Origin of the sequence: Streptomyces goshikiensis (genome assembly GCF_014650555.1) — a bacterium.
GTDB lineage: Bacteria > Actinomycetota > Actinomycetes > Streptomycetales > Streptomycetaceae > Streptomyces > Streptomyces goshikiensis.
In genome coordinates this window covers 977,860-1,003,338 of the sequence record NZ_BMVE01000002.1, presented here as the reverse complement: position 1 = coordinate 1,003,338, position 25,479 = coordinate 977,860, and the positions used below count along the sequence as shown (strand labels likewise).

Below are 25,479 nucleotides of genomic sequence, written 5' to 3'. Positions count from 1 at the left end.
GGTCAGGCGCTCTCCAGGTACACCCCCGGATCGGAGGCGCCGGGGTCCTGCCCCGGAGCGGTGAAGGGGTCGTACGGAGCGCCCGGGTCGTACGGGCCGGGCGGCGGGGTCAGGGGGCCGTCGGGCGCCGGCTGGAGCCCCGGGTCACCGGGGTCCTGCGGGACGGGGTCGGCGGGGAGGCCGTTCGGCGGGATCCAGGGGGCGTCGGGCAGCGGCTGCGTCGGATCGCCCGGCTGCGCGGGCGGCACGGCCGCCGGGCCGTCCGGCAGGTTCGGGGGGCTCGGCGCGTTCGGATCGTTCGGGGTGTTCGGCAGGCCCGGCGCGTCGGGTGCGTCCGGCTGCCGGTTCGGCGGGGTGGCCGGGGCGGAGGGGCTGGGCGGGCAGTCGGTGGCCTCGGGGCCCGGGACGCCGGTGCGGCCGTCGGGAGCGGAGGGGCGCGCGGTGGGCGGCGCGGTGCGCGCCAGGCTGTTGCCGACCGGCGGGTTACAGGGCCGGCCCTGCCCCGGCGAGTCGGGGGTGACGGAGCCGTCCGGGATGCCGTCGGCCGGGTCGTACGGGGGCGGGGCCTGGGGGGCGCGGTCCTGGGCGCCGTCGTCGCCGGCCTTGCGCTCGATCCAGGTGTTGTTGGCGATGTTGACGATGACCAGGCTGCCGACGGCCTGGATGGTCGGCTCGATGACGACGACCTGGTTGGCCTGGTAGCCGTTCCACGCGTCGCCCTTGTAGACCGGGGAGCCCTTGGCGGCGCGCGGCGCGAGCAGCGGGTTCCCGCAGGCGCAGCGGACCCGGGGCATCCCGTGGCCGTCGACGAGGACGGCGGTCCCGGCCTGGAGGACGGACTGGAAGGGGGCGGGGCGGCCGTCGCGGAAGCCGTGGTTGGTCACGCGGGCGTCGGCGCGGAGCACGACGGGGGTGAGGCCGCGCAGGAAGTCGGAGATCTTCTCCGGCTCGATCCCGGCGGCCTCGGCGAAGGCACGGGCCTTGGCGCTGTCCTCGGAGAGGGAGTGGAGCTGCTGTTCCACGTCGCAGCTGCCGAGCCGCTGGGTTCCTCCGTACAGGCCGGGGGTGGCCGCGTTGACGGTGCGGATGCCCTGGCCGGTCGGATTGGGCAGCGGGGGCTGAACGGGGGCGGACTCGTGGGTGGCGGAGGAGGAGGTGAAGGGTTCGGGACCGGCGGAGGCCACGGGCTGGAGGTGGACCTCCTGGCTCTCGGAGCCCGCTCCCCGGGTTCCGCCGGAGGGCTCGGAGCTCCCGCAGGCCGCGGCGAGCAGGCCGAGGAGGGTGAAGAGGGCGGCCTGGGCCGGTGCGTGACGACGCGGCGACTGACGAGGTGTCGGAGGTGTCGGTGCGTGCACGTGGATCTCCCTTTCGGCCCCGGTTTCTCCTCCTTGTCTGCCGTATGTCGGGGGTGGCCGCAACCGGAGCGGCGGCGGTGCGCCGGGCGGCCTCCGGACAGTCTTGAACATGTTCAAGGAAGCACGTACGCTCACACCGTGAGTTGAACGCGTTCAATGCGTTCGGACGCGCCTGGGAGGGGAGTCCGCGGTGACGGTACTGGTGAACCTGATCGTCACCCTGGGCATGCTCTACGTGGTCCCCGCCGGCCTCCGCCTGATCGATCCGGCCGGGCTGCGCACGGCCGCCCGCCTCTGGCCCGTACCGGCCGCCCTCGGGGCGCTCTGCCTCTGGCTGCCGCGCGGGATCCCGGCCACGGTCCTCGCCGCGCTCTACGCGGCGGCCGCCCTGGCCCTCGCGACCCGGGCCCCGGCCCGGCTGCTGGAGGCCCGCCGCAGGAGCCGGGCGGACGGGAGCGCGGGCGGGGCCCCGCCCCGGACCACCGTGTCCGGCCCGGCCGAGGTCGCCGTGTGCACCGCGCTGGTGTCGCCCTCGATCGCCGCCACCGCCCTGGTCGCCGAGCGCGCCGGGTACCGGCTCTTCGGCTTCGACCTCGACATCCTGGCGCTCACCGTGCCCCACTTCCACTTCGCCGGGTTCACCGCCGCACTGGTCGCCGGCCTGGTGTGCCGGGCCGGCGCCACTGCACCCGCCACCGCGCCGGGCTCCGCGACGCTGTCGCGCTGGGCCGCGTACAGCGTTCCCGGCGGCACCTTGCTGGTGCTCCTCGGCTACTTCGTCGACGACTGGGCGGAGCTGGCGGGCGCGGTCGTGCTCACCACCGGGATGTGGGCGGTGGCGCTGCTGACCTGGCGCGACATCCGCCCCGGCGCCCGCGACCGCACCACCGGGGCGCTGCTCGGCACCTCCGCCGCGGTGCTGGTGGCGACCATGCTGCTGGCCCTGTGGTGGGCGGCCGGCGAGGCGACCGGGATCACCCACCCCACCCTGACCTGGATGGCCGCCACCCACGGCCTCGGCAACGCGCTCGGCTTCGCCCTGTGCTCGGTGCTGGCCTGGCGCCGGCTGACCGTCGACTGACGTCGACCGATTGGAGACCACGCCATGACCCGCCTCATCAGCACCGGCCGTGACACCGTCAGCTACCCCGACCGGGGTGCGACCCGGTGGCGGCCGCTGCCCGCCGGGTACCACCACCTGCGCCACCGCACCCGGATCGGGCAGGGCCGGGCCGCCTTCGAGGCCGCCGGGGTCGCGGTCACCACCTTCCACGCGCACCGGGCCTCGGGGATGCGGGTCCGCGCCGACGCGGGCGCCGTCCGCCCGGGCAGCCGGGTGGTGGTCGGCATCGGCATCGGGCCGCTGCGGATCGAGGCCCCGTGCGAGGTGATCTGGACCGCGTACGAACCCCGCCGGATCGGCTTCGCCTACGGGACGCTGGCCGGGCACCCCGAGTGCGGGGAGGAGTCCTTCCTCGTGGACATCGACGCGGACGGCGCGGTCTGGTTCGAGGTGACCGCCTTCAGCCGCCCGGCCACCTGGTACACCCGGCTCGCCGGCCCGGTGGTCCCCTTCCTCCAGCTGCGCTACGCGCGCTGGCTCGGGCACCGCCTGCGCAGGCTGGCCGCCGCCGCCCGGCCGGCCTGATACTGGAGGGGATGGACTGGTTCACGGCGCCGGGCTACTGGCTGGGCCGGCTGGTCTTCCAGCGGGCCCTCGCCGGGGTCTACCTCTTCGCCTTCGTCGGGGCCGCCCTGCAGTTCCGGGCCCTGATCGGGGCGCACGGCATGCTGCCCGTCCCGCGCTACGTGCGGTACGTGCCGTTCCGGCACGCCCCGAGCCTGTTCCAACTGCGCTACTCCGACGGCCTCTTCGCGGGCTGCGCCTGGGCCGGGGCGCTGCTGGCGGTGGCCCTCGCGGCGGGGGCGGGGGACGTGGTGCCGCTGGGCGCGGCGATGGGGATGTGGGCGGTGCTGTGGCTGCTCTACCTGTCGATCGTGAACGTGGGTCAGACCTGGTACTCCTTCGGCTGGGAGTCGCTGCTGCTGGAGGTGGGTTTCCTCGCGGTCTTCCTCGGCAACGCCCGGGTGGGACCGCCGGTGCTGGTGCTGTGGCTGCTGCGGTGGGTGGCGTTCCGGGTGGAGTTCGGCGCGGGGCTGATCAAGATGCGGGGCGACCCCTGCTGGCGCCGGCTCACCTGTCTCTACCACCATCACGAGACGCAGCCGATGCCCGGGCCGCTGAGCTGGTTCTTCCACCACCTGCCGAAGCGCGTGCACCGGGTGGAGTGCGCGGCCAACCACGTCACGCAACTGGTGGTGCCGGTGCTGCTGTTCACTCCGCAGCCGGTGGCCTCGTACGCCGCCGGGATCATCGTGGCCACCCAGCTGTGGCTGGTGCTGTCGGGCAATTTCGCCTGGCTGAACTGGATCACCATCACGGTCGCCCTGTCGGCGGTGGACTTCACGGGGCTCGCGGGCCCCCCGCCGGCGGCGGCCTACCGGGAGGCGCCGCTCTGGTACGTCGTGCCGGTGTGCGCGGTGACCGCGCTGGTGCTGGTGCTGAGCCGGCATCCGGTGCTGAACATGATCTCGCGCCGCCAGGTGATGAACCGTTCCTTCGACTCCCTGCACCTGGTCAACACGTACGGGGCGTTCGGCACGGTGGGCCGGATCCGCGACGAGGTGGTGGTGGAGGGCACCGCGGACCGGCTGCCGCGCGAGGACGGCGCGTGGTACGCGTACGAGTTCAAGGGCAAACCCGGCGAACCGGGCCGGATGCCGCGCCAGTTCGCCCCGTACCACCTCCGGCTCGACTGGCTGATGTGGTTCGCCGCGCTCTCCCCCGACTACGCCCGGGACTGGTTCGGGCCGTTCGTGGAGCGGCTGCTGGCGGGCGACCGGGACACGCTGCGGCTGCTGCGCCACAACCCGTTCCCGGACGCCCCGCCGGTGTACGTGCGGGCCAGGCTGTACCGGTACCGGTTCACGACCTGGCGGGAGCTGCGCGAGACGGGCGCGTGGTGGCACCGCAGGCTGCTGCGCGAGTACCTGCCGCCGACCCGTCTCTCCGGGGTGTCCGGGTCAGAGGCCGAGTAGCGCCGCCTCGCGCTCGGCGCCGAGGCCGGGGGCGGGCCGGTCGGAGCGCTGCGGGGCGACGCAGTCGAGGGAGCGGAGCCAGGCCCAGGTGTCGGCGACCGTCCGCGCCACGGGGCGGCACTTGAGGCCCGCTGCCAGGGCCTTGCTCACGTCGCCGCCGTACATGTGGTCGTGCGGCTCGCCCAGCCCGGTCCACACCGGCAGCTCGGTCCAGGGCGCGACGCCGGCCTCCTGGAGCACGGCCGGGTCGGTCCAGCGCAGTTCCGCGTCGCTCCCGGTGGCGGCGACGCAGGCCTCCAGGAAGCCGGCCATCGTGGCATGGCCGACCGGGGAGACCAGGTTGTACGGGCCGCCCAGTCCGGCCGCGGCGGCGTCGAGGGTCCAGGCCGCGAGGTCGCGTACGTCGATGTACTGGATCGGGAGGTCACGCGGACCCGGGGCGAGCATCGGCCCGCCGCGGGCGGCGCGGTTCAGCCACCAGGGCAGCCGGCCGACGTTCTCGTACGGGCCGAGGATCAGGCCGGCGCGCACCAGCAGGGCCCGGTCCCCGAAGGCCTCGACGGCGGCGAGTTCACCGCCGCGCTTGTCCTCGGCATAGGCCACGGCATCGGCGTCGGCGGAGCCCTCGACCAGCGGGCCGTCCTCGCCGAGGCCGGCCGGGGCCGGGTAGGAGTAGACGGAGCGGCTGGAGACGTACGCGTAGTGCCCGGCGCGGCCGGCCAGCAGCCGGGCGCTGTCGCGCACGGCGGTGGGGGCGTCGCCCCAGGTGTCGACGACGAGGTCCCACTCCCCCTCGGCGAGGGCGGCGAGCCCGCCGGGAGCCGTCCGGTCCCCGTGCACGGCGGTGGTGCCGGGCGGGGGTGCATGGCGCCCCCGGTGGAAGACGGTCACCTCCCAGCCCCTGCTCACGGCGTCTTCGGTGATCGCGCGCCCGACGAACTCGGTCCCACCCAGCATCAGTAGTCTCATGCCGCTCACCCTGCCCGGGGGCGGGTGGCGCCGGAAGGCTTGATCGCCCTCAGCGATGACGCTGACGGCTTAGCCCGTTCGGGAACCGGGGGCGCACGGCGCGCGGTCGGCGCGCGGTGGAGGGGGCGGCCCGCACATGCCGCGCCCCCGTCGCCGCTGTGTCGGCGCGGGGGCGCGGGGGCGCGGGGGGAGCTGCTGCCGGGGCTCAGTCGATACCGGGCAGGATGTGCGGCTCCGCCAGGTCGTCCTCGTACCCGGCCAGACGGATGGGAGCGGATCGGGCCCACACCTCAAGCGTGCCGAGCTCGTCCGAACGGGTCTTGGTTCGCCCGTTCGGGTGCTCCAGCAGCTTCGGTTCGGTCGTCGTCATTTCAGTCACCGCGCACTCCTTAGTGTCGCGTAACCCGGTGGGCGGAGCGCCGCGCCGGGCAGGAATAAAGGTTTCCGGACGCGGTGGCGCCGTGGTGGAGCGAGGGCCCGGGTGGGGCTCTCATGCGGTTTAGAGTACACATATGAGCGGACCCCCGCTCGATGGAACGGTAAAATCCGCACTGGACCGCTGTTTTTCGCCCCACGTTCAGTCACTCGTACGACAGACGGACGGTGCGGGCTGATCTGCTCGGCGGGCAACACACGGGCGACGGGCGGGCTACGGAGGGAAACGCGGTGGCGAGGTCCAGGGTGGCGGAGGTCCGGAGCGTCGACGAGTTGATGGATCTGCTGCGCGCCTGCCGGGGCGCCTGGGACACCCCCGACCGCAGCGGCGACCCGGTCGACCTGCACGACCACGGGCTCCAGACGGCGGCCCTGCTGCGCCGCTCGCACCCCGCGGACAAGGAACTCCAAGTCGCGGGCCTCGTGCACGACCTGGGCCACCTGCTGTTCCCGGGGGACGACGCGGGCCACGCCGACCACGCGGCCGAGGCGCTCCGCCCGCTGCTGGGCGACCGGGTGGCCCGGCTGGTACGGCTGCACGTGCCGGCGAAGCGCTACCTGGCGGCCGTCGAGCCGGCCCGGGCGCTGTCGCCGCAGAGCGCGCTGACCCTGCGGGCGCAGGGCGGGGTGATGGGCGCGGACGATGTCCGGGCGTTCGCGGCCGATCCCGAAGCGGACGCCGCGGTGACACTGCGTCAGGCCGATGACGCGGGCAAGGTGCCCGGACTGGACGCGGGCGTGATGGAGGACTGGCGCCCGGTTCTGGAACGGGTGGCGGCGGGGGCGTACGCGCGCACGCCGTGAACGCGGCGCGCCCCGGCCCCTCCGAAGAGGGACCGGGGCGCGCGGCCGGGCTCGGGCGGCCTACCAGTTGGCGGGCGCGTAGTCCTTGAGGAAGACGCCGTACAGGTCCTCGCCGAGCTCACCGCGGACGATCGGGTCGTAGACCCGGGCCGCGCCGTCGACCAGGTCGAGCGGGGCGTGGAAGCCCTCCTCGGCGAGGCGGATCTTGTCCGGGTGCGGACGCTCGTCGGTGATCCAGCCGGTGTCCACGGCGGTCATCAGGATCTGGTCCTTCTGGAACATCTCCTGGGCGCTGGTGCGCGTCAGCATGTTGAGCGCGGCCTTCGCCATGTTGGTGTGCGGGTGGCCGGCGCCCTTGTAGCCGCGGCTGAACACGCCCTCCATCGCGGAGACGTTGACGACGTAGCGGCGGCCGCCCTCGGTGGCCGCCATGGCCGGGCGGAGCCGGCTGATCAGGATGAACGGCGCGGTGGAGTTGCAGAGCTGCACTTCGAGGAGCTCGATCGGGTCCACCTCGGACACCGTCTGGATCCAGCTGTTGGTGTCGTGCAGGTCCGGGACCAGCCCGCCCGCGTCGATGGCCGTACCGGCGGCGATCCGCTCCAGGGAGGCGGAGCCGGAGACCAGCGCGAGCTCGGTGACGTCCTGGGCGGTGAGCTTCTCGCCGTGGCCGGTGGGCAGCGCGGCGACACGGTCGACGGTGCCGCTGCCGAAGGTGCCGATGACCTCGGCGGCCGGCAGCTCACCGGCCGGGAGCGGGGCGTTCTCGGCGGCGACGAGCTCGCTGTAGGCGCCCGGGGAGCGGCGGACGGTCTGCGCGGCGTTGTTGATCAGGATGTCGAGCGGGCCCTCGCCGGCGACCGAGTCGGCGAGCGCGACGACCTGGGCCGGGTCGCGCAGGTCGATGCCGACGATCTTCAGGCGGTGCAGCCATTCGGAGCTGTCGGGCATCGCCTTGAAGCGGCGGATCGCGTCGTTCGGGAAGCGGGTGGTGATGGTGGTGTGCGCGCCGTCGCGCAGCAGCCGCAGCGCGATGTACATGCCGATCTTGGCGCGGCCGCCGGTGAGCAGCGCGCGGCGGCCGGTCAGGTCGGTGCGGGCGTCACGGCGGGCGCGGTTGAAGGCGGCGCAGTCCTGGCAGAGCTGGTGGTAGAACGCGTCGACCTCGACGTAGCGGGTCTTGCAGATGTAGCAGGAACGCGGGCGCTGGAGTATCCCGGCGATCGGGCCCTTGGTGGCGGCGGTCAGGGCGTTGCCCTGGGTCTCGTCGTCGATGCGCTCGGCGGAGCCGGTCGCGGTCGCCTCGGTGACGGCCTTGTCGTTGGCGGTCTTGGCGGCGCGGCGCTCCTGGCGGCGGCGCTGCTTGACCGTGCGGTAGAGGCCGGCGGTGGCGCGGCGTACGGTGATGGCGTCCGGGTGGTCGACGTCGAGCTTGTCGAGCTCGTCGATCACGCTGAGGCAGAGGGCCAGCCGGTCGGGGTCGATGCCCGGCCCGAAGGCGTCCTCTTCCCCGCTCACGTGGTTGTCTTCGGTCACCGTCATGGCCGCTGCCCGTTCCTTGATCACTCGTCCGCGCCCGCTGCTGCGGAAGTCCCCAAAAGGGCGAGTGTACGGATTCGACACGCCGGGGTCCAAACCCGTGTGCGCGGGGCTCACGTACCGCGAGGAGGGCGTCACTGCGGGGAGCGGCCCGCGGTCCGTGGGCTTGTGGCCCCTCCTCCCGTACTACGCCCGGAGTACGACTCGTGACCTCCTGTGGGCGGAGGAATTGTGCAGGTGAGTGGGGCATTGTGGGATTCATGAGTGCCTTGGCCCTGTCCGTCGTCCTGTGCCTGGTGTCCGCGCTCGCCTATGCCGGCGGGGCGATCGTCCAGGAGCGGGTCGCCGCGACCTCACCGGACCGCCCGTACGCCCCGCTGCACCGCGCCGGGTGGTGGGTGGCGGTGGGGCTGAACGGCCTCGGCGCGCTGCTGCACGTGGTGGCGCTGGCCTACGGGCCGCTGAGCCTGGTCCAGCCGCTGGGGGCGCTCACCATCGTCTTCGCGCTCCCGCTGTCGGCCGTGTTCGTACGGCGCCGGGCGGGCGCGGCTGCCTGGCGCGGGGCGCTGCTCGCCACGGCGGGCCTGGCCGGGCTGCTGGCACTGACGGGCGGGGACGGGGAGACGGAGCAGGGGCTGGCGGGCGGCGAGCAGAGCCTGCTGCTGATCGCGACCGCGGCCGGGGTGGCCCTGCTGTTCCTGGCGGCGCACCGGATGCGCCGGCCGGTGCTGCGCAGCGTCCTGCTGGCCGCGGCGGCGGGTACCTCCTTCGGCATGGCCTCCGTGTTCACCAAGTCGGTGGCCGAGGACTTCCGGCTGGACCAGCTGAGCGGGGAGGGCGCGCCGGGCGCACCGGGCGCGCTGTGGCCGCAGCTCGGGGCGATCGCCGTGCTGGCCGTCGGCGGGCTGCTGCTGTCACAGGCGGCCTACCGGGGGGCGGGGCTGACGGCTCCGCTGGCCACGGTGACCATGGTGAACCCGGTGGTCGCGGCGGCGGTGGGCCTCACGTTCTTCGAGGAGGGCTTCCGGTACGGGACGGTGGGCGCGCTGGCGGCGCTGGCGAGCGCCGCGGTGGCGGCGGCCGGCCTCGTCCTGCTCATGGCCGTGCCGCCGCACGTGCGCGGGTCAGATCCGGACGCCGTGGCCGCGGAGATACGCGAGCGGGTCGATGTCCGTTCCGTAGCCGGGGCCGGTGCGCATCTCGAAGTGCAGGTGCGGTCCGGTGGTGTTGCCGGTGGAACCGGAGCGGCCGATCCGCTGGCCTCCGGAGACCTGCTGGCCGGCCTTGACGCTGAGCGCGGAGAGGTGCGCGTACTGGGAGTAGCGGCCGTCGGAGTGCCGGATCACGACCTGGTAGCCGTACGCCCCGGCCCAGCCGGCCGAGACGATCTGGCCGGAGCCGACGGACTTGACGGTCGTGCCGGTGGGCACCGGGAAGTCGACCCCGGTGTGATAGCCGCTGGACCAGGAGGAGCCCGCGACGCGATAGGCGGTGCCGAGTCCGGCGTCGACGGGGGCGGAGAAGACACCGGCCGCCGGCTGCTGCTGCGCTGAGGCGGGCTGCGGGGCGGGCTTGGCGGGGTCCGGCTTGGCGGGCGCGGGCTTGGCCTGCTCCGGCTTGGGCTTGGTCGCCGCCGGTTCCCCTGGCTTGACCGGCTCGGCGGTGCGCGGGGGCTTCTCCGGATTCTGCGCGGGCGGCGCCGCGGTGATGCGCAGGGTCAGCCGCTGGCCCGGGAGGATCAGGTTCGGATTGCCGCCGATGGTGGCCCGGTTGGTCTCGTACAGGGCCTGCCAGCCGCCCTCGACGTGCTGCTCCGTGGCGATGGCCGACAGCGAGTCGCCGGGGGCCACGACGTACGGATTGGGCAGGACCGAGGTCCCGGTGGGGCGCGGTGCGTTCTGCCGTTGCTCGGCCGTGGCCTGCTCGGCTTCGGTCCGCAGCGCCGCGGGCTGTTGCGCCTGCTTCTGCTGCGGGATGGCGGCGGGTGCCGGGCCTCCGCGACTGAGTCCGGCCTGCTTGCCGCATGCGGGCCAGGCCTGCGGGCCCTGCCCCTTGAGGACCTTCTCCGCGACCGCGATCTGCTGGTCCTTGGTGGCCAGGTCGGCCCGCGCGGCATACGCGGTGCCGCCGAATTCGCGCCAGGTGCTCTGGCTGAACTGGAGCCCGCCGTAGTAGCCGTTGCCGGAGTTGATGTGCCAGTTGTGGGTCGATTCGCAGGCGGCGACCTTGTTCCAGGTGTCCACCGAGGCGCCGTGGGCGACGCCGGCGCCGATCAGAGGGAGCGCGATTCCGGCGCCACCGGCGGTGACGGCCAGCGACGCCCGGTTGATGCTGCTCGGCTGGTACCGGCGGTGCCGGCCCCGTACACCCATGGGAGCCCCCAGTGAAGACATCAGGAACCGCACAACCTAACGCTGCGATCAGTTCATGACAAGGGGCACAACAGGGCGCACACGTGAGGGAGTTGACGCTCCCTCACGGGCCGGCGGCCGTACGGGGGACCGCGCCGGGCCGGTGTCGCACACCCGGCACACGGGGCGCACGCCGGCGCCCCGTGCGGGGCTCAGCTCAGGGGCCCGGGCTGCGGGATCGGAGCGGGCCCGGGCGGCGCGGGCACCGGGTCGGGCTCGGGCACCGGCGCCGGCTCGGGCGGCACCGGCCGCGGGACGGGCTGGGGGTCCGGGAACGGGTTGGGGCCGGGAGCCGGTCCGGGGCCCGGCGTCGGGTCCGGGGTCGGGCCCGGTCCGGGTACGGGCGGCTGTGTCTGCTCTACGTTTCGCACCATAAGCCCCACCTTCCCCGGATCCCGCCGGGTACGCCCTCCGGATCAGCCATCGGAGACCGCACCAAAGGGAGCGCCCCGTTGCCGCACGGGCGAACCATCACGGAACGACTGAGCGGGGGCTCCGCGCAGGGCCGCCGCCAGTCCCGCGGCCGGGCTGGACAGCACCGGGACACGGGTCCTGACCAGGCCCGCGGCATCGGCCATGGAGGCCTGGGCCAGGACGATGACGTCCGCGTCGCTCACGGCGTCCGCCGCCTCGGCGACGAGGCGGAGGTAGCCGGCGGTGTCCCCCGCCTCGAAGCGCTCCCAGGCCCCGGCGACCACCTGCGTACGCGGGGACACGCGCCGCCCTGCGCCCTCCTCGGCCAGCAGCTCCCGGGTCGGGGCGAGGGTGGACTCCAGGGCCGCGAGGACGACGATCCGCTCGCCCAGGCGCACGGCCTCGGCCGCCATCGGCCGGTCCACCCGCAGCACCCGGGCGCCCCGCTCTGGAGCCAGGGACTCCGCGACGGCCCCGATGGTCGAGCAGGTGACCAGCACGGGCACGTCCCCGACCTCGGCCAGCAGCCCGCGCAGGGCCGGGACCACCGCCTCCGGGCCCTCCGCCCGGGCCAGGTCGAGCAGTTCCGGAACCACCACGTGCCGCAGGACGGCACCCGGGTGGTCCCGGTCGCGCAACGCCTCGAAGACCGGGACGTGCACGGGCGAGGTGTGCAGCAGCACCAGGGCCGCCACCCCGTTCAGACGGCCACCGCGTGGGGGCTGCGCTCCTGATCGGTACCCGGAACCGGCGCGGACGGGTCCGCGCCCAGCTCGATGATCCGGTTGTCGCCGTCGACGTGCACGACGCGGGGCTTCAACACCCGCGCCTCGGCGTCCTCGACCTGCGCGTAGCTGATGAGGATCACCAGATCCCCGGGGTGCACGAGATGCGCGGCGGCCCCGTTGATCCCGATGACCCCGGACCCGCGCTCGCCCTCGATGACGTAGGTCTCCAGCCGGGCGCCGTTGGTGATGTCCACGATGTGCACCAACTCCCCGGGCAGCAGATCGGCCGCGTCGAGCAGATCGGCATCGACGGTCACGGACCCGACGTAATGCAGATCGGCCTGCGTGACGGTCGCCCGGTGGATCTTCGACTTGAACATGGTACGAAGCATGGAGTAACTCCCGAATTGTCTGCTCCCTGCCTGCTTCCCGCAGGTCAAGGGCGTCCCGGCAGCGTACAACGATTCACCCCCGCGGTCAGCTGTCCTCCGGGTCGGGCATGGGACCGACCAGACGCAGGCGTGGACGCCCCTCACCACGCGTGGCGTTCCAGGCCGTTCAGGCCCTCGGCGGCCATCGCGTCCTCCCACTTCGCCTTCAGTTGGTCGGCCCAGGCGGCGTCCACGCCTCGGGCGTAGGACAGCAGGCCGTCGATGTGGTTCACGAACCCCTGGAGCGAGCTGTATCCGGCATGAGCGACGTGGGCGGTGAGACCGAAGGACGTCGTGCCCCGGATGTGGTCTTCGAGCCTCCTGCGCGTATGGCGGGGCAGCCGGACCCTGTCGCCGTCCACGAGGAGGCCCAGGACGATCTTGCGGGCGCCCGGCGGGACGATCCGCGTCTTCTTCCTGTGGAGTCGAAACCGTGTCCTCGCCACCGTTGCCGAGATCTCGGCGACACAGCGGGTGAGAACGGAGCGGTCGAGGTTCCGCGAAGTGGAGAGCGTCATGTCGTCCGCGTAGCGGGTGTACGTCATGTCGTACCGGTCGGCGATGGCCACGAGCGAGTCGTCCAGGGTGCGAGCGATCAAGTTCGCGATGGCCCCGCTCGTAGGGGCTCCCTGGGGAAGGAACCCCAGGGTCCCCGTTCTGTACGTGGGGATGCCCTGGTACGCACTTCTGGTGTACGGCACGGTGTTCCCACCCGGGAGCCGGGTGCAGACGCGGGCGATCTCGAAGGAGACCAGCCGGTTGTAGCCGGACTCACGGACGAGTGCCTGGACCGCGCGCTCGTCAATGGAGTGGAAGAAGTCGTGCAGGTCGAACTTCAGCAGCCAGGAGGCGCCGAGATGACGCTGCGCGCACTGCACGGCAGAGCGGCCCTGTTGATAGGCATAGCTCGCTCGATGGGGCTGAATCCTGCCGAACAGGCCTGCCAGCAGCCAGCGCTGCACGTCCATCAGGACACCGTCCGGTGCGGCGATCACACGGGCCTTGCCGGGCTCGCGCTTGGGACGGGAGAACTCCGCGTAAGGGTCCCGGACTCGCTGGACGATCTCTCGCAGGTAGATGTACGGCGCGCCGGTCTGATGAGCGAGGTGCGCCAGCGTCAGCACGGGCGTGAGATCGCGCCCCTGTAGCCGCCGCGTCTGCGCCAGCGCCTCTTCGATGACGTCGGACGGGACGCCTCTCCGTCGGCCTTCGCTCCGGTAGCGCGCGGGAGAGTCGATGACGGCCTACCTTCGGTGCATGCCGCCAGGCGCTCGCGAGTCGCGCGCCAGGCCCACGTAGGAGCACCGGCGCCTCGCGAGATCCAGGCGTTCGACAGCTTGTCCACAGCATGCGGTTCACGACCGCAGCCTGACCCGCGCGTGCGGGTCGTTGACTCGGCGATGACCTCGCCGATCGCGCTAGACGTCACCGACTCTCTCGCAAGGCAACAGGGTAGTAGGGCTCCTGACTGCCCTGCAAACGGCTGACGACTTGTCGCGGACGGATCTTGGCGGCTCGAAGTTCATCCCGTCCCGCGTCGGTCAACCGGGTCTGGTCATCCACCAGGCCCCACCGTCGAGCTTGCGCGAGGATCTCCCTGGCCGCCGGAACGGAGACCGCCACCGCGCTCGCCAACTGCTCCGGATGCCTACGGCCCTTGGAGACGTGGGCCAGCACCTCGACGAGGTGACGGATCCCGCCGCGCGCATGGGTGTGGTGCTCGCCGGCCCGCGCGAGGCGCACCTGCCCCACAGCGCGCAGCCCCAGCAGCGGATCGTATGCGGGTCGGTATCCGACGAGTTCCCGCATGAGTCCCGGCGGGACCACACGGTTCATGAAGAACGGCGCCCACTGTCCGTCAGGACGCCTACTGCGTCCCTTCGTCTGGCGCAGGATGGCGGGGAGGTTGTTCGGCACCGTGTGCTCGAACACCAGGAGTCCCTCACTGCGCGACCAGCCCAGGCCCTCTTCCGGGCGCCGTGCGTACTCCAAGCACAGTTCGCTCACCTGCTTGACCTCTTGCCGACTCCACTGCATCGAGGCGAAGTCCATCCCGTGATGGATCACTGACACCTGGTCGTAGAGCCCACTGGAGCGGATGCGCCGCAGCCCGGCCGTCGTCGACGCGAAGAGCATCAGGTGCAGCCGGATGAGCTTCAGAGAGCGCCAACTGCGGATCGTCGCATTCCGCAGCCAGGCCCTCGCGTATGCCAGACACTCCTCGCCGGAGCCGGCGTAGTCGGAGACGAACACGAGGCTCCGGACACGCCTCGCCCGGAGGACGTCGATCGTCGTGGCGTTGCGCGTCAGGACGGCGGTGTCCAGACTCCGCTCCGTGGCCCGGAGGATGTTCTGAACGATCAACTCGCTGCCGCCTCCGTCGCCGCTGGAGACCAGCGGCGAGACGTCGCCGATGAACATCGTGTCCGTCGGCCGGCAGGAGCGGACGCTGTACAGAGCCGCCGGCACGTTCACCTCGGCCGTCAACGTCGACCTCAGCTGCTCCGACAGTTCCTGCCTGAACGTCGTCTCCGAGACGACGTGCAGGCTGTTGAGCAACAGCTGAGCGGCGGCGGTGTCCCCCGGGGCGAAATTGGTCAGCCACTCGATCCCCTGGCGGGTCTCGCTCGGCCTCGTCGGTACCCGCTCGCCCCGCATGCGCATCGCCATGTGACAACCCTGCCTCCGTCAGCAGGGCTTGCGCCAGGTGTCCAGTTCGGGGTTCTTGAGCATCGAGGAGAGTTTGAGGCGGCGGGAGTCGGCGCAGAAGGCGGCGGTGGAGCCCTCGTACTCGACGTGGAAGACGGCCTTGTCCGCCTTGACGAAGGGGGTGAGGGACGCGCACTCGTCGAACTGGGCGCACTCCTCGTTGACCGCGAAGTCGAAGTCGCCGACGAGTTGCGGGATCTGCGGCAGGTCGTTCTTGAGGCCGACCGAGAGGCCTCGGGCGTGGGCGATGGCGGCGATCATGCGGTTGAACGCGAGCTGGTGGTCGGCGGTGAGCGGGAAGCCGGTGTCGTTGCCGTAGCCCTCCATCAGGTCGGGCTCCACCGCGTCGAAGCCCTTGGACCGGCACATGTCGAAGCGCTTCTCCATGATCGGGCGCAGCAGGTCGATGCGGCGGATGTCCAGCCAGCGTTCGCCGCGCCAGCCGTTGGGCCGGCCGAGGAGCGCGCGCGGGAAGTCGGCCTGGTCGGGGCGGAAGTCCTCCCAGGCGCCCACGTTGATGTAGCAGATCACCTTGCGGCCGGCCTTGTGCAGTACGGCCACGTCGGCCGCCGAGTTCTCGAAGCCGTCGATGTCGTAGACGGGTACGTCGACCGAGGGGTCGGAGCGGCCGTCGAGCTGCCACTGCCAGGCGAGGCCGGGTTCCGGGTGCCAGCGGGACTTCGCCTGGTCGGGTGGTGCGGCTGATGTCCCCGGGGACTGCGAGGGTGTTCCCGGTGCCGGTGTTCCCTTTGATGGCTCCGGCGACGGTCCGTCCGACGGCGCCGGGGTCGCGGACCGGGAGGGTTGCGCGGGGGCGGTCGGGGGCGGGGGCTCGTCGTCGTCCGAGGTGGAACAGCCCGTCAGGACGAAGGCCGTCAGGGCGGTCAGCAGGCCGGCTCGGGCCAGTATCGTGCGGCTCATCGCTCCATCCCGGTGAGTGCGGGGGTCAATTTGTTCCAGGGGTTGGGCGGTTCGCCCGTGACCGGCCCCGACACCGCGGCGCCGCGTTCGCGCGCGGTGCGGACGGCGAGCGGGATCAAGGCCTCGGGTACCCCGTAGACGAGGTGGCAGAACCGCTCGGGAGGATGACGCGCCGTCCACGCCGGTCTGGTGAAGGCCGAGACGTACGTCGACCAGTGCCCCTCGAAGGTGACCGTCAGGTCGGCGAGGCGCACGTACCCGGCGGCCGGGTGGACGCCCGGGTTCAGCACCACGGTGGCCGCCCCGAGCCGGCGCAGCGACCGGACCAGCCGACGGCATTCGCCGAGCCCCTCCGGGGTCGCCGTCACCCGGTCGAGGAAGCAGCCGTCGGCGTCGTACCACTCCTGGTGCCGGCGCATCTCGTCCACCATCTGCGTCCGGTTGCGGGCCCCGTAGTCGGTGTCCACGTAGCCGAGCAGCCGTGCCCCGGCCGCGCGCAGCGCCGCGGCGGCCGCGGTGAACGCCGGGTCGGGGCGGGTGCCCGGTCCGTCGGCGGGGTTGAGCACGACCCCGTAGGTGCCGGCGGCGTCCGTGATCAGCCGGTGCCACAGGCCGGGTTCCTCGGCCGGGTGGACGTACAGCGGTACGAGCAGGCTCACGGTGCTCCGCTGCCTTCCGCGGCCGTCGCCGCCCACAGCGCGGCGAGCATGTCGCCGAGCCCGTGCGCGGGGCGCCAGCCGAGGGCTTCGCCCGCCGCCGTGATGTCGGAGCACTGCCACGACACCTGGGCCGAGCGGGCCGAGCCGCCCTCCTCTTCCTCGATCCGCCCCCGGAACCCCGCCGCGGCGGCCAGGGTGTGCACCAGGTCGCGGACCGGTACGGCGCGCCCGGCGCCGATGTTCAGTACGGGCGGCAGCGGTCCGGGCGTCGTGACCGTGAGCGCCACCGCCCGGGCGACGTCGCGTACGTCCACGAAGTCGCGGTGGGCGGACAGGTCGCCCAGCCGCAGCACCGCGTCCGGGTCCGGCCCGGCCCCGAGCAGCAGCGCGGCGATCCGGCCCGGCAGCCCGGTGACCGGTGCGCCGGGTCCCACCGGGTTGCCCACCCGCAGGACCACGCCGTCCAGGCCGGAGGCGGTCACCGCGACGGTGCCGGCCAGTTTCGTCGCGCCGTACGGGGTGACGGGGCGGGTGGCGGCCCATTCGGCGACCCGGGTGTCGGGCTCGCCGGGGCCGTACTCGGCGGCCGAGCCCAGGTGGACCAGGCGGGCCGCGGGCGCCGCTTCGTGCAGCGCGGCGCACAGCAGGGCGGGACCGCGGGCGTTGACCTCGGCGAGGGTCACGGCGTCCCCGCCGGTGGCGCCCGCGCAGTTGACCACCGCGTCGGGTGCCGCGGCGGCCAGGACCGCCGCGAGCCGGTCGGGCGGGTCGGCGGCGAGGTCGACGCCGAAGTCGGCGTCGGGAGAGCGGCCGCCGTCGAACACCCGCGCGCCCGGGAGGGCGCGCAGGCGGTCGGCGACGTGGGCGCCCAGGTAGCCGGTTCGGCCCAGGACGAGAATGCGCATGACGTGCTCAGGCTCCCTTGAGAAGCAGGGACTTGCGGCTGGTGAACTCGGCGTTGGCCCGGTCGTAGTCGTCGGGACGACCGATGTCGAGCCAGTAGCCGTCGAAGGCGTAGGAGTGCGGCGGGTTCTCGGCGCCGAGCAGGTCTATGACGAGTTCGTCGAAGCCGAGCGGCAGACCGGGTGTGTAGCCGTCGAGGGTGGACCGGCTGAGCCCGTACACCCCCATGGAGACGTGGTAGTCCATGCTGGGCTTCTCGGTGAAGCCGACCACACGGCTGTCGGCGGTGGTGAGCACCCCGAAGTCGATGTGCACCTTGCGGGGGTAGGTGGCGATGGTCAGGGGGGCTCCCGACGCCTCGTGGCTGCGGAGGACATCCGCGTAGTCCAGGTCGGTGAGGACGTCTCCGTTCATCACGAGGAAGTTCTCGGGGAGCCGGTCGCGCAGGTTCAGGAGCGGGCCCATGGTGCCGAGCGGGCTCTCCTCGGTGGCGTAGTCGATGTTCATGCCCCACTGCGAGCCGTCGCCGACGTACGCCCGGATGATCTCGCCCAGGTGGCCGATGGCGATGGTGCAGCGGGTGAAGCCGGCCCCCGAGAGCTGGCGCAGCACGATCTCCAGAATGGCGTGCTGGTCGCCGATGGGGACGAGCGGCTTGGGCAGGGCCGTGGTGTAGGGCCGGAGCCGGACGCCCTTGCCGCCCGCCAGGATCACTGCGTACATGGGTCTCCTCCTAGGTTGCGTGGGGGACGTTGCGTGGCGTGGGGATGTGGGTGTGCGTCGGCGGAACGCCCGGCGGTCAGATGTTGTAGATGCCGGTCTTGTAGCGGGCCAGGTTGGCCGGGTCGCGGAAGAACTCGACCGTGTGCGCCAGGCCCTGCTCCAGGGTGTGCGCGGGCTGCCAGCCGGTGGCGGCGGTGAGCCGGCTCGCGTCGGCGACCAGCCGCATCACCTCGGAGGCGGCGGGCCGCAGCCGCTCGCTGTCCTCGCGGACCTCGATCGGGGCGTCCATCACCTTGCCGATCAGCTGGACCAGGTCGCCGACCGAGATCTCCCCGCCGGTGCCGGAGTTGAAGGTGCGGCCCACGACCTGCTCGGCGGGGGCGGTGCCCGCCGCGAGGAAGGCCTGGGCGGTGTCCTTCACGTAGCTGAAGTCGCGGGTGGGCCGCAGGTCGCCGAGGGTGATGACGCGTTCCCCGGCCGCCACCTGGCCGATGACGGTGGGGATCACGGCGCGCATCGACTGGCGCGGTCCGAAGGTGTTGAACGGCCGGAGCGTCACCACCGGGGTGCCGAAGCTGGCGTGGTAGCTGTCGGCGAGCCGGTCCCCGCCGGCCTTGGAGGCGGCGTACGGGGACTGGGTGTTGATGGGGTGGTCCTCGGTGATCGGCACGGTCTGGGCGGTGCCGTAGGTCTCGCTGGTGGAGGTGTGCACGAGGCGCGGGGTGCCGAGCGCGCGGACGGCCTCCAGCACGTTGAGGGTGCCGGTGACATTGGTGTCGACGTAGCTGTGCGGCGCCCGGTAGGAGTACGGGATCGCGATCAGCGCGGCCAGGTGGTAGGCGGAGTCGGCGCCTTCGAGCAGGCCCCGGACGGAGCCGGGGTCGCGGACGTCGCCGAGGACGATCTCCACCTGGTCGAGGACGTCGGGGGCCAGCGTCTCCAGCCAGCCGTACGAGGAGAAGGAGTTGTACTGGGCCATGGCGCGGACCCGATGACCACGGGCGACCAGGGCCTCGGTGAGGTGGGAGCCGATGAAGCCCTCGGCTCCGGTGACGGCGGCGAGCGGTGCGGTGGTCAACTGAGGTGTCCTTCTTGTTGGTTGACGGGTGTTCGGACGGGAGGTCAGGCGTGCCGGGCGGGGCGGCCGAGGACCCACAGCGCGCATCCGGCGAGGCACAGCGCGGCGGCGCCGCAGCACAGCGGCAGGATCAGCGGGCCCCGAATCGGCGCGAGGAAGGTGACGAGGCCCGCCACCGCGGCGGCCGTCAGGCAGACGACGGCCGGCGGCCAGCCCACCCCGAAGGCCTGGAGCAGCAGCGCGGACCACAGGGTGGCCGCGAGCAGCAGCAGCGCGGCCGGTGCGGCGCCGGTCAGCAGGGCCACCGGCAGCAGGAGCAAGACGTAGGAGAACAGGCACAGGCCCAGCACTCCGGCCGATCGCAGCAGGAAGCCGAGGGGTGTCGCCGCCGCGCCGAGGGCGGTGACCGACAGCCCGCGGAAGCGGTAGAGCAGCCATTCGGCGGGACCCATGCTCACGGTCAGCGCGATCACCGCGTACGGAGCCTGCCGGCCCTCCAGCAGCACCAGTACGGCAGCCGCCAGCCCGAACAGCCCGTACGGGAGGGACCTCCGCAGCGGTGGCCGGGCCCCCGCCTCCCCGGCCGCGGCGGGGGCGGTGTGGGCGGCGCGCAGCGCCCGGCCGGCCGCGGCGAGCGTGGCGGCGAGCGCCAGCGCCGGAAGCCCGGTGCGCAGCAGCGGGCCCGGCTCCCACCAGGGCAGTACGGCGGCGCCGGCGATCAGCGGGGTGAGCGCGGCCAGCAGCAGCCGCTCCCGGCCCAGCACGAGCAGGACGCCCGCGGCCGCCAGGTAGAGCGACTGGGCGGCCGCCGCCCAGGTCACGGCCCCGCCCCAGGCGGCCAGCGCAGCGCCGGCGGTGGCGGCGGCGGCCCCGGCCGGGGCCCCCACCAGCAGGGTCCGGCCAGCCTCGCGCTGCCCGGCCACCATCCGCAGGTAGGCCCGGTGGCCGAGGGCCTGTCCCCAGGCCCATGAGATGACGCCGGCGACGATCAGCGCGGCTGCGTGCCGGCCGGGGTGCCACAGGGGTGCGGTGAGCAGGTACGCCAGCCCCGGGAGGGCGAAGAGCACGCCGCGCAGCAGGCAGCGCACGTGGTCCGGCCGCCAGGGGTCGGGCGTCGCGGCGGGCTCGGGGAAGACCCGGGGCACCCGTTCGTACAGGGCGGCCGCGAGGGAGAAGATGTTGGGGTGCCCGTACCGCTGCCGGATCATGTCGGCGGAGAGGCCGTCGGCCTCCAGCAGGGCGGCCACCTCGTACGGGTGGACGGCGGGGCCGACGCGGTCGGCGAGTTCGGCGGCGAGCCGGCTGACCTCCTCCTCGTTCGGGCCGAAGCCGGGCAGCCGCAGGGTGAGGGTGGCGTCGGCGGGCAGCCTGCGCGGGACGCGTCGGCGGGTGTCGGCCAGCCGCAGCGCCAGCGTGTCCTGTTCCGTTCCACCGGGTTCGAGTGCCATGGGTCCGCTCATCCGGCCAGACTCCCCGTGCCGGTGACGGAGGTTGCCTGGGCGTCGCGCGGTGACGGTCCGTCCGTCGCGCCCAGCCGGATCGCCGGTGCGGGCGTGAAGGCTCCGGCGGCATGCCCGGCGTGCGCGGCATGCCCGGCGGACACGGCGTGCGCGGCGACGGGCGCCGGGCCGGCCGGTACGGGCGCCACGGAACGGACGGCGGCGGCCCGCCGGGTCCGGCCGAGCGTCGGCAGGTCCTGGTAGATGGAGCGGAAGGTGTCGATGGTCTGGCGCAGGGTGAACTGCTCGATGACGCGCAGCCGCGCCGCCTCGCCCATCGCCGCGCGCCGCCCGGCGTCGCCCAGCAGTTCCAGCGCGGCTTCGGCCATGGCGGCCGGGTCGCGCGGCGGGACCACGAGACCCGCGTCGCCGACGGCCTCCCGGACCCCGCCCACGTCGGTGGACACGGTGGCCCGCCCGCAGGACATGGCCTCGATGAGGGTGAAGGGGAAGCCTTCGCTGATGCTGGAGAGCATCACGACGTTGCCCGCCGCGTAGGCGTCCTTGATGTCCTCGACCCGCCCCTCGAACGTCACGGCGTCCGCGTGTCCGAGGTCCCGGGCCAGTGCCTCGCACCGCTCCCGGTAGGCCTCGCCGCCGCGCGGGGTGCCGCCGAAAAGCCGCAGCCGGGCCTCGGGCACGCGCTCCCTGACGAGGGCGAAGGCTCGGATCAGGGTCTCCAGGTCCTTGATGGGGTCGACCCGCCCGGCCCAGCTGAGCGTGGGTGCCTGCGGCTCCGGCCCGGCCGGCGGGAAGGCCGCGGGATCGACGCCGTTGTAGACGGTACGGATGGCCTGCGGGTCGGCGCCGCCCTGTTCCTCCCACAGCCGGTTGTAGCGGTTGCCGGGGGTGATCAGCGCGGCCCGGCGGTAGCTCTCCTCGGCCAGCAGCCGGAAGAACCCGAGGACGACGGCCTTCACCGGCCAGCGGTACGGGGCGGTGCGGTACCCGAGGTAGCGCTCGCGCAGGTAGACGCCGTGTTCGGTCAGGAGCAGGGGTACCTCGTACCGGTCCAGCCCGGCCAGCCCGGGGAGGACAGCGACGCCGCCGCTGACGGCGTGCGCCACCCCCTGCTGCGGCGGCGGGGCGGCCAGCGGGCGCAGGGCGTGTTCCAGCAGTGAGGTCGCGGTCAGCGCGTCGCGCAGGGTCGGCCTGGCCTCGCGGGCGGCGATGCCGGGCCGGTTCCAGACCGCCGCCAGGATGGCGACGGCGTGGTCGCCGCGGAGGAAGGGGCTGAGGGCCCCGTCGGCGGCGGCGCGCGCCATCGCGTAGAGCGAGGGCCCGAACCGGTCCTCGGCGCAGGGGTCGAGCAGCGCGGTCAGGAACTGTTCGTAGACGGCGGACAGCCGGCGGTGGGCGCGGCCGCGGGGGGCGTGGCCCTCCGGCGGGTCGCCCCACATCGGGACGGGCCGGACGCCCACGACGTGGCCGGGCAGGTCCCAGACCACGGGTTCACGGCCGGTTCCGGTGACCGCGATGACGTCGAAGTCGAAGTCGGGCATGCCCTGGACGAGTTGGTCGCACCAGACGCTGACACCGCCGTGACTGTGGGGATAGGTGCCTTCGGTGAGCAGGGTGACGCGCGCCGCGCCGGGGCGTCGCGCGCCGTGGTGAACGTGCATGGGTGTGCTCCACGGCGGTGTGTGTGGGGTGGGCCGGTCCGGTCCCGGCCGCGCCGAGGCGGCCGGGACGCGCGTACGCCGGTCAGCTCCGGGCGGCGTCCGAGGAGCCGCGCTCGCGCACGGCGGCGGGGACGCGGGTGCCCGGGGCGGGGGCGGTGGCCGGAGCCGGCCGGGCGGCGGGCACCGCGGCGGTCGGGGCCGCGGGGGCCGACGACGGCAGGGTGAAGGTCAGCGGGGTGCCGGTCGAGCCGGTCCAGCCGGAGACCTTGCCCGCGTACGGGCTGCCGTAGGCGGCGGAGCCGATCAGGCTGCCGGTGGGCAGGGTCGCGGTGACCGCGACGCCGCTCGGAGCCGTGACGGTGACGCTGTCGCCGATGCGGTAGGCGCTGACCTGGCCGGCCTGGAGGGCGGACTTCCAGGCCGCGCGGCGCTGGAGTTCGGTGCCGATGTCCTTCATCCGCTGGTTCACCAGGGGCGTGTTGGCGGCGAACAGGGCGTCGTAGCCCTCGATGACGCCGTTCAGCACCGGGTACGCGAGGCGTTCCTCGGCCAGGTTGGACTGGTGGATGAAGTGCGGCTTCGGGTCGCCCGCGAGCACGTGCCCGAGGGCGGTGCGGATCTCCAGCGGCACGATGTGGTCGGCGTATCCGGTGGCGGTGGCGAGGGGCGCGGGCAGACAGGTGGTGGTGTCCGCGTGGTCCTCGCAGATCCCGCTGCCGCCCTGGGCCCGGGAGGTGTAGATCCAGTTGTACTCGTCGGCCGCCTCGGCGGCCTTCCCGACGTTGTAGTAGACGTTCATCGGGTAGCGGGCGACGGTGGCGGCCGAGCCGACCTGGCGCTGCTCGGGGTCCCGGGAGTTGTCGGAGGCGAGCCACTTGACGCCGTTGCCGGTCAGGGACAGGGCGAGGTTGGGGTTGTCCTGGGTCTGCTGCGGCAGGACGGCCATGCCGGAGTGCTCGCCGGTGACCAGTTCGTCGTTCTCCAGGGGCAGCCCGAGGCTCTGGCCCCAGACGCGGTTGAGGACGATCTCGTCGTCGATGGCGGTCCGGCTGACCCACTTGGTGCTGCCGCCCGGGTTGGTGGCGCACTTCCAGGGCACCGCGCTGATGTCCTGCTCGCAGCCGAGGAAGGCGTGCGTATAGGTGTGGTTGACCCAGCGGAACGCGCTCCGGTCGGCCTGGAGCTTGTCGGCGAGTTCGTCGACGCCGTTGTGGTCCTCGCGCTGGTCGAGGCTGCCGGCGCCGTTGTAGACCATGTCGAGGGTGATCCCGTGGGCGGCCTGCCAGGTCTTGGCGTACTCGGCGTCCGCAGCCGTCATGCGGATCGGGTTGGGCGTGCCCGCGCCGTTCGCGCAGTCGACGTCACCGGGGGTGCAGTTGAGCTGGGTGTCCCAGCGGTCGTCGGCCGCGAACACGTCGTCCACGTGGACGGAGAAGTTGTTGCGGGTGGAGCCCAGGTGCACGCCGCCGGTCATCCACTCGACTATGCCGCGGGCGAGCAGCCGGTACTGCTGCTGGTAGCGGTTGTACACGAAGGTCACGACGAGTTCGCGCCGTCCGTCGTGGCGGTACTCGCCGACGAGCGACCCGCGCCGCGACGAACCCGGGATGGGCGCGTCGACGTACGGGGTGAAGTCCGCGCCGGGAGCGGGCTGCGCCAGGTAGGCGTAACTCTCGCCCACTGAGGGCGAGTTGTCCTCGAAGGGCACGGCTCCTTCGAGGTAGCCGAAGGGCCCGGAGCGGCCGGCGGTGGTGATCGCGGCCTGCGCTCCGTCGACGCTGCCCGCGTAGCCGCCGGCGACGAAGTACTGGAGGCCGACCTGGGGGCGCGCGTAGGTGTACGCGTCGACCTGCGGGATCGCGTAGGTCTGCTCGTAGGCCGTCAGGGCCGTCATCTCGGCGGAGCCCGCCGTGAACGGGTTGTCGTTGGGCAGGACGACGGCCTGGTACTTGGCTCGCGGCCGGCCGTCCACGGTGTCGGCCAGGAACGCCGGGTTGATCGTGGGCCGGTCCGACCGGGTGAGGTCGACCTGCGTGTACGGCGTTCCCGTCGAGTCCAGCTCCGCCGTGATGGCCTGGACGGCCGGACCGCCGTCGGTCACGACCAGCACCCGCAGATCGACGCGGGGCGTGGTGGTGTCGGCGTGTGCCGCGGCGGTCGGCAGGCCGAGGGCGGCGATGAGCGCGCCCACCGTTAACACGGCGGTGCGAGTGCTTCGCTTCATGCGGTGAAAGTCCCCTCCCCGGGCAGGGGTGAGCGCAGCGCACGCGAAGCGGACGCTCCCCCTTGCGTGACGCCGGTGTCCCCCTCAGAAACCAGTCGTCGACGCATCCGTCGCGTCACATAGTGGTGCCTCTGTGTAGCTTTCGTGGTGGTGTTGCGAAAACCGACGGAAAAACGCAGGTGGACAACGGGGCGCTCGGGAGGGCTCGTTGAGGGTTCACACACCACCGGCACCCCGGCGGACCGGGACGGTCCGCCGGGCCGGGTTCCAGTGGTCCAGGCCAAGCCGGGTGGGCGCCTTCCGGCGAATTCAGGCCATCCGGGGCGGGACGACTGGACAGTGCGTCAGGCGCAGAGTACGCGCGTCTCGGGCGTGAAGGCCGGGCCGCCGCTGGTGCTGGAGCTGTCGCTGAACTCGGCGTAGTAGTACGAGTAGAAGCCGATGTTGCCGTTGCAGCCGGAGTCGGCGGCGACCTGGAGGGTCAGGGTGACGGTGCGGCTCTGGCCGGGCGGGATGGTGGCGCCGTAGTTGCCGCCGAGGTCGGACGGGCCGACACCGGAACAGGAGGCGGCACCGGTGGGGGTGGCGAGGCTGCAGCCGGTGAAGCTGTACTTCAGGTCCGGGCGCTGCGTGGTGAGCCAGGTGGGGCTGATGGTCTGGTAGACGAACCAGATGTCGTAGGTCTTGTTGTTGGTGATCGTCATGGAGAGGTTCACGGTGCCGCCGGGGGTGGTGGTGGCACTGCTGCTGGAGAACGTCAGGGCGGCAGGCGCGGGGTCGGCGCTCGCGGCGGGCGCGAGGCCGAACAGGGCCAGGACGAAGGCGAGGACGGTGGCGAGGCCGAGGCGGCTCTTCAGAGGTGATCTCATAGCCCGGGAGGCTAGGCAGCGCACGCGCGCGCCGTCTGCCCCCGCCGGGAGGCCGGAAGCGCGGAACGGCCGGAAGTGTGCGCCCTG

At 73.2% G+C, this 25,479-nt stretch carries 22 protein-coding genes and 1 pseudogene; 5 read left to right on the top strand and 18 right to left on the bottom strand.

Annotated elements, in window-relative coordinates:
- Positions 1-2: 2 nt before the first annotated feature.
- Complete coding sequence (locus tag IE248_RS09625; RefSeq protein ID WP_190030399.1) at positions 3-1,355, bottom strand: DUF6777 domain-containing protein; 1,353 nt, start codon at positions 1,353-1,355, stop codon at positions 3-5.
- Positions 1,356-1,545: 190 nt separating this feature from the next.
- Between IE248_RS09625 and IE248_RS09620 the strand changes: the two genes are divergently transcribed.
- The 3 genes from IE248_RS09620 to IE248_RS09610 are packed head-to-tail and all read left to right on the top strand — an operon-like array spanning position 1,546 to position 4,454.
- Complete coding sequence (locus IE248_RS09620; protein ID WP_190030398.1) at positions 1,546-2,436, top strand: YndJ family protein; 891 nt, start codon at positions 1,546-1,548, stop codon at positions 2,434-2,436.
- A 24-nt stretch (positions 2,437-2,460) separates the two neighbouring features.
- Entirely contained in the window at positions 2,461-3,003 is a 543-nt protein-coding gene (locus tag IE248_RS09615) for a DUF1990 domain-containing protein (RefSeq protein WP_190030397.1), read from the top strand.
- An 11-nt stretch (positions 3,004-3,014) separates the two neighbouring features.
- Positions 3,015-4,454 (top strand): lipase maturation factor family protein, encoded by a 1,440-nt coding sequence (locus IE248_RS09610; protein ID WP_073796672.1) that lies wholly within the window; start codon positions 3,015-3,017, stop codon positions 4,452-4,454.
- Here the strand turns inward: IE248_RS09610 and IE248_RS09605 are convergent.
- Both IE248_RS09605 and IE248_RS09600 read right to left on the bottom strand, forming a co-directional pair.
- Entirely contained in the window at positions 4,440-5,423 is a 984-nt protein-coding gene (locus tag IE248_RS09605; RefSeq protein WP_100580182.1) for an NAD-dependent epimerase/dehydratase family protein, read from the bottom strand. The genes IE248_RS09610 and IE248_RS09605 overlap by 15 nt on opposite strands.
- Before the next feature lie 205 nt (positions 5,424-5,628).
- The gene (locus tag IE248_RS09600; protein WP_008740241.1) at positions 5,629-5,802 is read right to left on the bottom strand and encodes a hypothetical protein; all 174 of its coding nucleotides are present in this window, start codon (positions 5,800-5,802) and stop codon (positions 5,629-5,631) included.
- A 332-nt stretch (positions 5,803-6,134) separates the two neighbouring features.
- Between IE248_RS09600 and IE248_RS09595 the strand changes: the two genes are divergently transcribed.
- Entirely contained in the window at positions 6,135-6,662 is a 528-nt protein-coding gene (locus IE248_RS09595; RefSeq protein WP_190030515.1) for an HD domain-containing protein, read from the top strand.
- Positions 6,663-6,722: 60 nt separating this feature from the next.
- Here IE248_RS09595 and IE248_RS09590 read toward each other — a convergent pair whose 3' ends face one another.
- Complete coding sequence (locus IE248_RS09590) at positions 6,723-8,204, bottom strand: SDR family NAD(P)-dependent oxidoreductase (protein ID WP_190030396.1); 1,482 nt, start codon at positions 8,202-8,204, stop codon at positions 6,723-6,725.
- 257 nt (positions 8,205-8,461) lie between these two features.
- On the opposite strand from IE248_RS09590, the pseudogene IE248_RS09585 reads away from it, so the two are divergent.
- Positions 8,462-9,298, top strand: a pseudogene (locus tag IE248_RS09585) (DMT family transporter); the annotation flags it as partial.
- 27 nt (positions 9,299-9,325) lie between these two features.
- Here IE248_RS09585 and IE248_RS09580 read toward each other — a convergent pair.
- From IE248_RS09580 to IE248_RS09515, 14 genes are all read right to left on the bottom strand, one after another.
- Complete coding sequence (locus tag IE248_RS09580) at positions 9,326-10,573, bottom strand: transglycosylase family protein (RefSeq protein WP_190030395.1); 1,248 nt, start codon at positions 10,571-10,573, stop codon at positions 9,326-9,328.
- Positions 10,574-11,028: 455 nt separating this feature from the next.
- The gene (locus IE248_RS09575) at positions 11,029-11,721 is read right to left on the bottom strand and encodes an aspartate/glutamate racemase family protein (protein WP_190030394.1); all 693 of its coding nucleotides are present in this window, start codon (positions 11,719-11,721) and stop codon (positions 11,029-11,031) included.
- 5 nt (positions 11,722-11,726) lie between these two features.
- On the bottom strand, positions 11,727-12,146 hold the full coding sequence (gene panD / locus IE248_RS09570) for an aspartate 1-decarboxylase (RefSeq protein ID WP_073772810.1): 420 nt from the start codon (positions 12,144-12,146) through the stop codon (positions 11,727-11,729).
- A 140-nt stretch (positions 12,147-12,286) separates the two neighbouring features.
- The gene (locus IE248_RS09565) at positions 12,287-13,309 is read right to left on the bottom strand and encodes a reverse transcriptase family protein (RefSeq protein WP_190030393.1); all 1,023 of its coding nucleotides are present in this window, start codon (positions 13,307-13,309) and stop codon (positions 12,287-12,289) included.
- A 301-nt stretch (positions 13,310-13,610) separates the two neighbouring features.
- The gene (locus IE248_RS09560; protein WP_190030392.1) at positions 13,611-14,855 is read right to left on the bottom strand and encodes a phosphoribosyltransferase-like protein; all 1,245 of its coding nucleotides are present in this window, start codon (positions 14,853-14,855) and stop codon (positions 13,611-13,613) included.
- A gap of 18 nt (positions 14,856-14,873) precedes the next feature.
- Positions 14,874-15,815 carry an endo alpha-1,4 polygalactosaminidase gene (locus tag IE248_RS09555; protein ID WP_229895199.1) on the bottom strand — a complete coding sequence of 314 codons (942 nt, stop codon included), beginning with the start codon at positions 15,813-15,815 and terminating at the stop codon, positions 14,874-14,876.
- A complete protein-coding gene (locus IE248_RS09550; RefSeq protein WP_073797007.1) occupies positions 15,812-16,474 on the bottom strand; it encodes a spherulation-specific family 4 protein in 663 nt (220 codons plus the stop codon). Before IE248_RS09550 ends, IE248_RS09555 begins: the two co-directional genes overlap by 4 nt.
- Positions 16,471-17,379 carry an NAD-dependent epimerase/dehydratase family protein gene (locus IE248_RS09545; RefSeq protein ID WP_190030391.1) on the bottom strand — a complete coding sequence of 303 codons (909 nt, stop codon included), beginning with the start codon at positions 17,377-17,379 and terminating at the stop codon, positions 16,471-16,473. The genes IE248_RS09550 and IE248_RS09545 overlap by 4 nt, the downstream gene beginning before the upstream one ends.
- A gap of 7 nt (positions 17,380-17,386) precedes the next feature.
- Positions 17,387-18,100 (bottom strand): nucleotidyltransferase family protein, encoded by a 714-nt coding sequence (locus IE248_RS09540; RefSeq protein WP_008740216.1) that lies wholly within the window; start codon positions 18,098-18,100, stop codon positions 17,387-17,389.
- Between the two features lie 76 nt (positions 18,101-18,176).
- A complete protein-coding gene (locus tag IE248_RS09535; RefSeq protein WP_073796679.1) occupies positions 18,177-19,178 on the bottom strand; it encodes a GDP-mannose 4,6-dehydratase in 1,002 nt (333 codons plus the stop codon).
- A 44-nt stretch (positions 19,179-19,222) separates the two neighbouring features.
- Positions 19,223-20,638 (bottom strand): hypothetical protein, encoded by a 1,416-nt coding sequence (locus IE248_RS09530; RefSeq protein ID WP_037798655.1) that lies wholly within the window; start codon positions 20,636-20,638, stop codon positions 19,223-19,225.
- On the bottom strand, positions 20,635-22,299 hold the full coding sequence (gene pelF / locus IE248_RS09525; RefSeq protein WP_073796680.1) for a GT4 family glycosyltransferase PelF: 1,665 nt from the start codon (positions 22,297-22,299) through the stop codon (positions 20,635-20,637). The genes IE248_RS09530 and pelF overlap by 4 nt, the downstream gene beginning before the upstream one ends.
- 82 nt (positions 22,300-22,381) lie before the next feature.
- On the bottom strand, positions 22,382-24,523 hold the full coding sequence (locus IE248_RS09520) for a hypothetical protein (protein WP_190030390.1): 2,142 nt from the start codon (positions 24,521-24,523) through the stop codon (positions 22,382-22,384).
- 344 nt (positions 24,524-24,867) lie between these two features.
- Positions 24,868-25,392, bottom strand: a complete 525-nt coding sequence (locus IE248_RS09515) for a hypothetical protein (protein ID WP_008740208.1) — start codon at positions 25,390-25,392, stop codon at positions 24,868-24,870.
- Between the last annotated feature and the right edge of the window lie 87 nt (positions 25,393-25,479).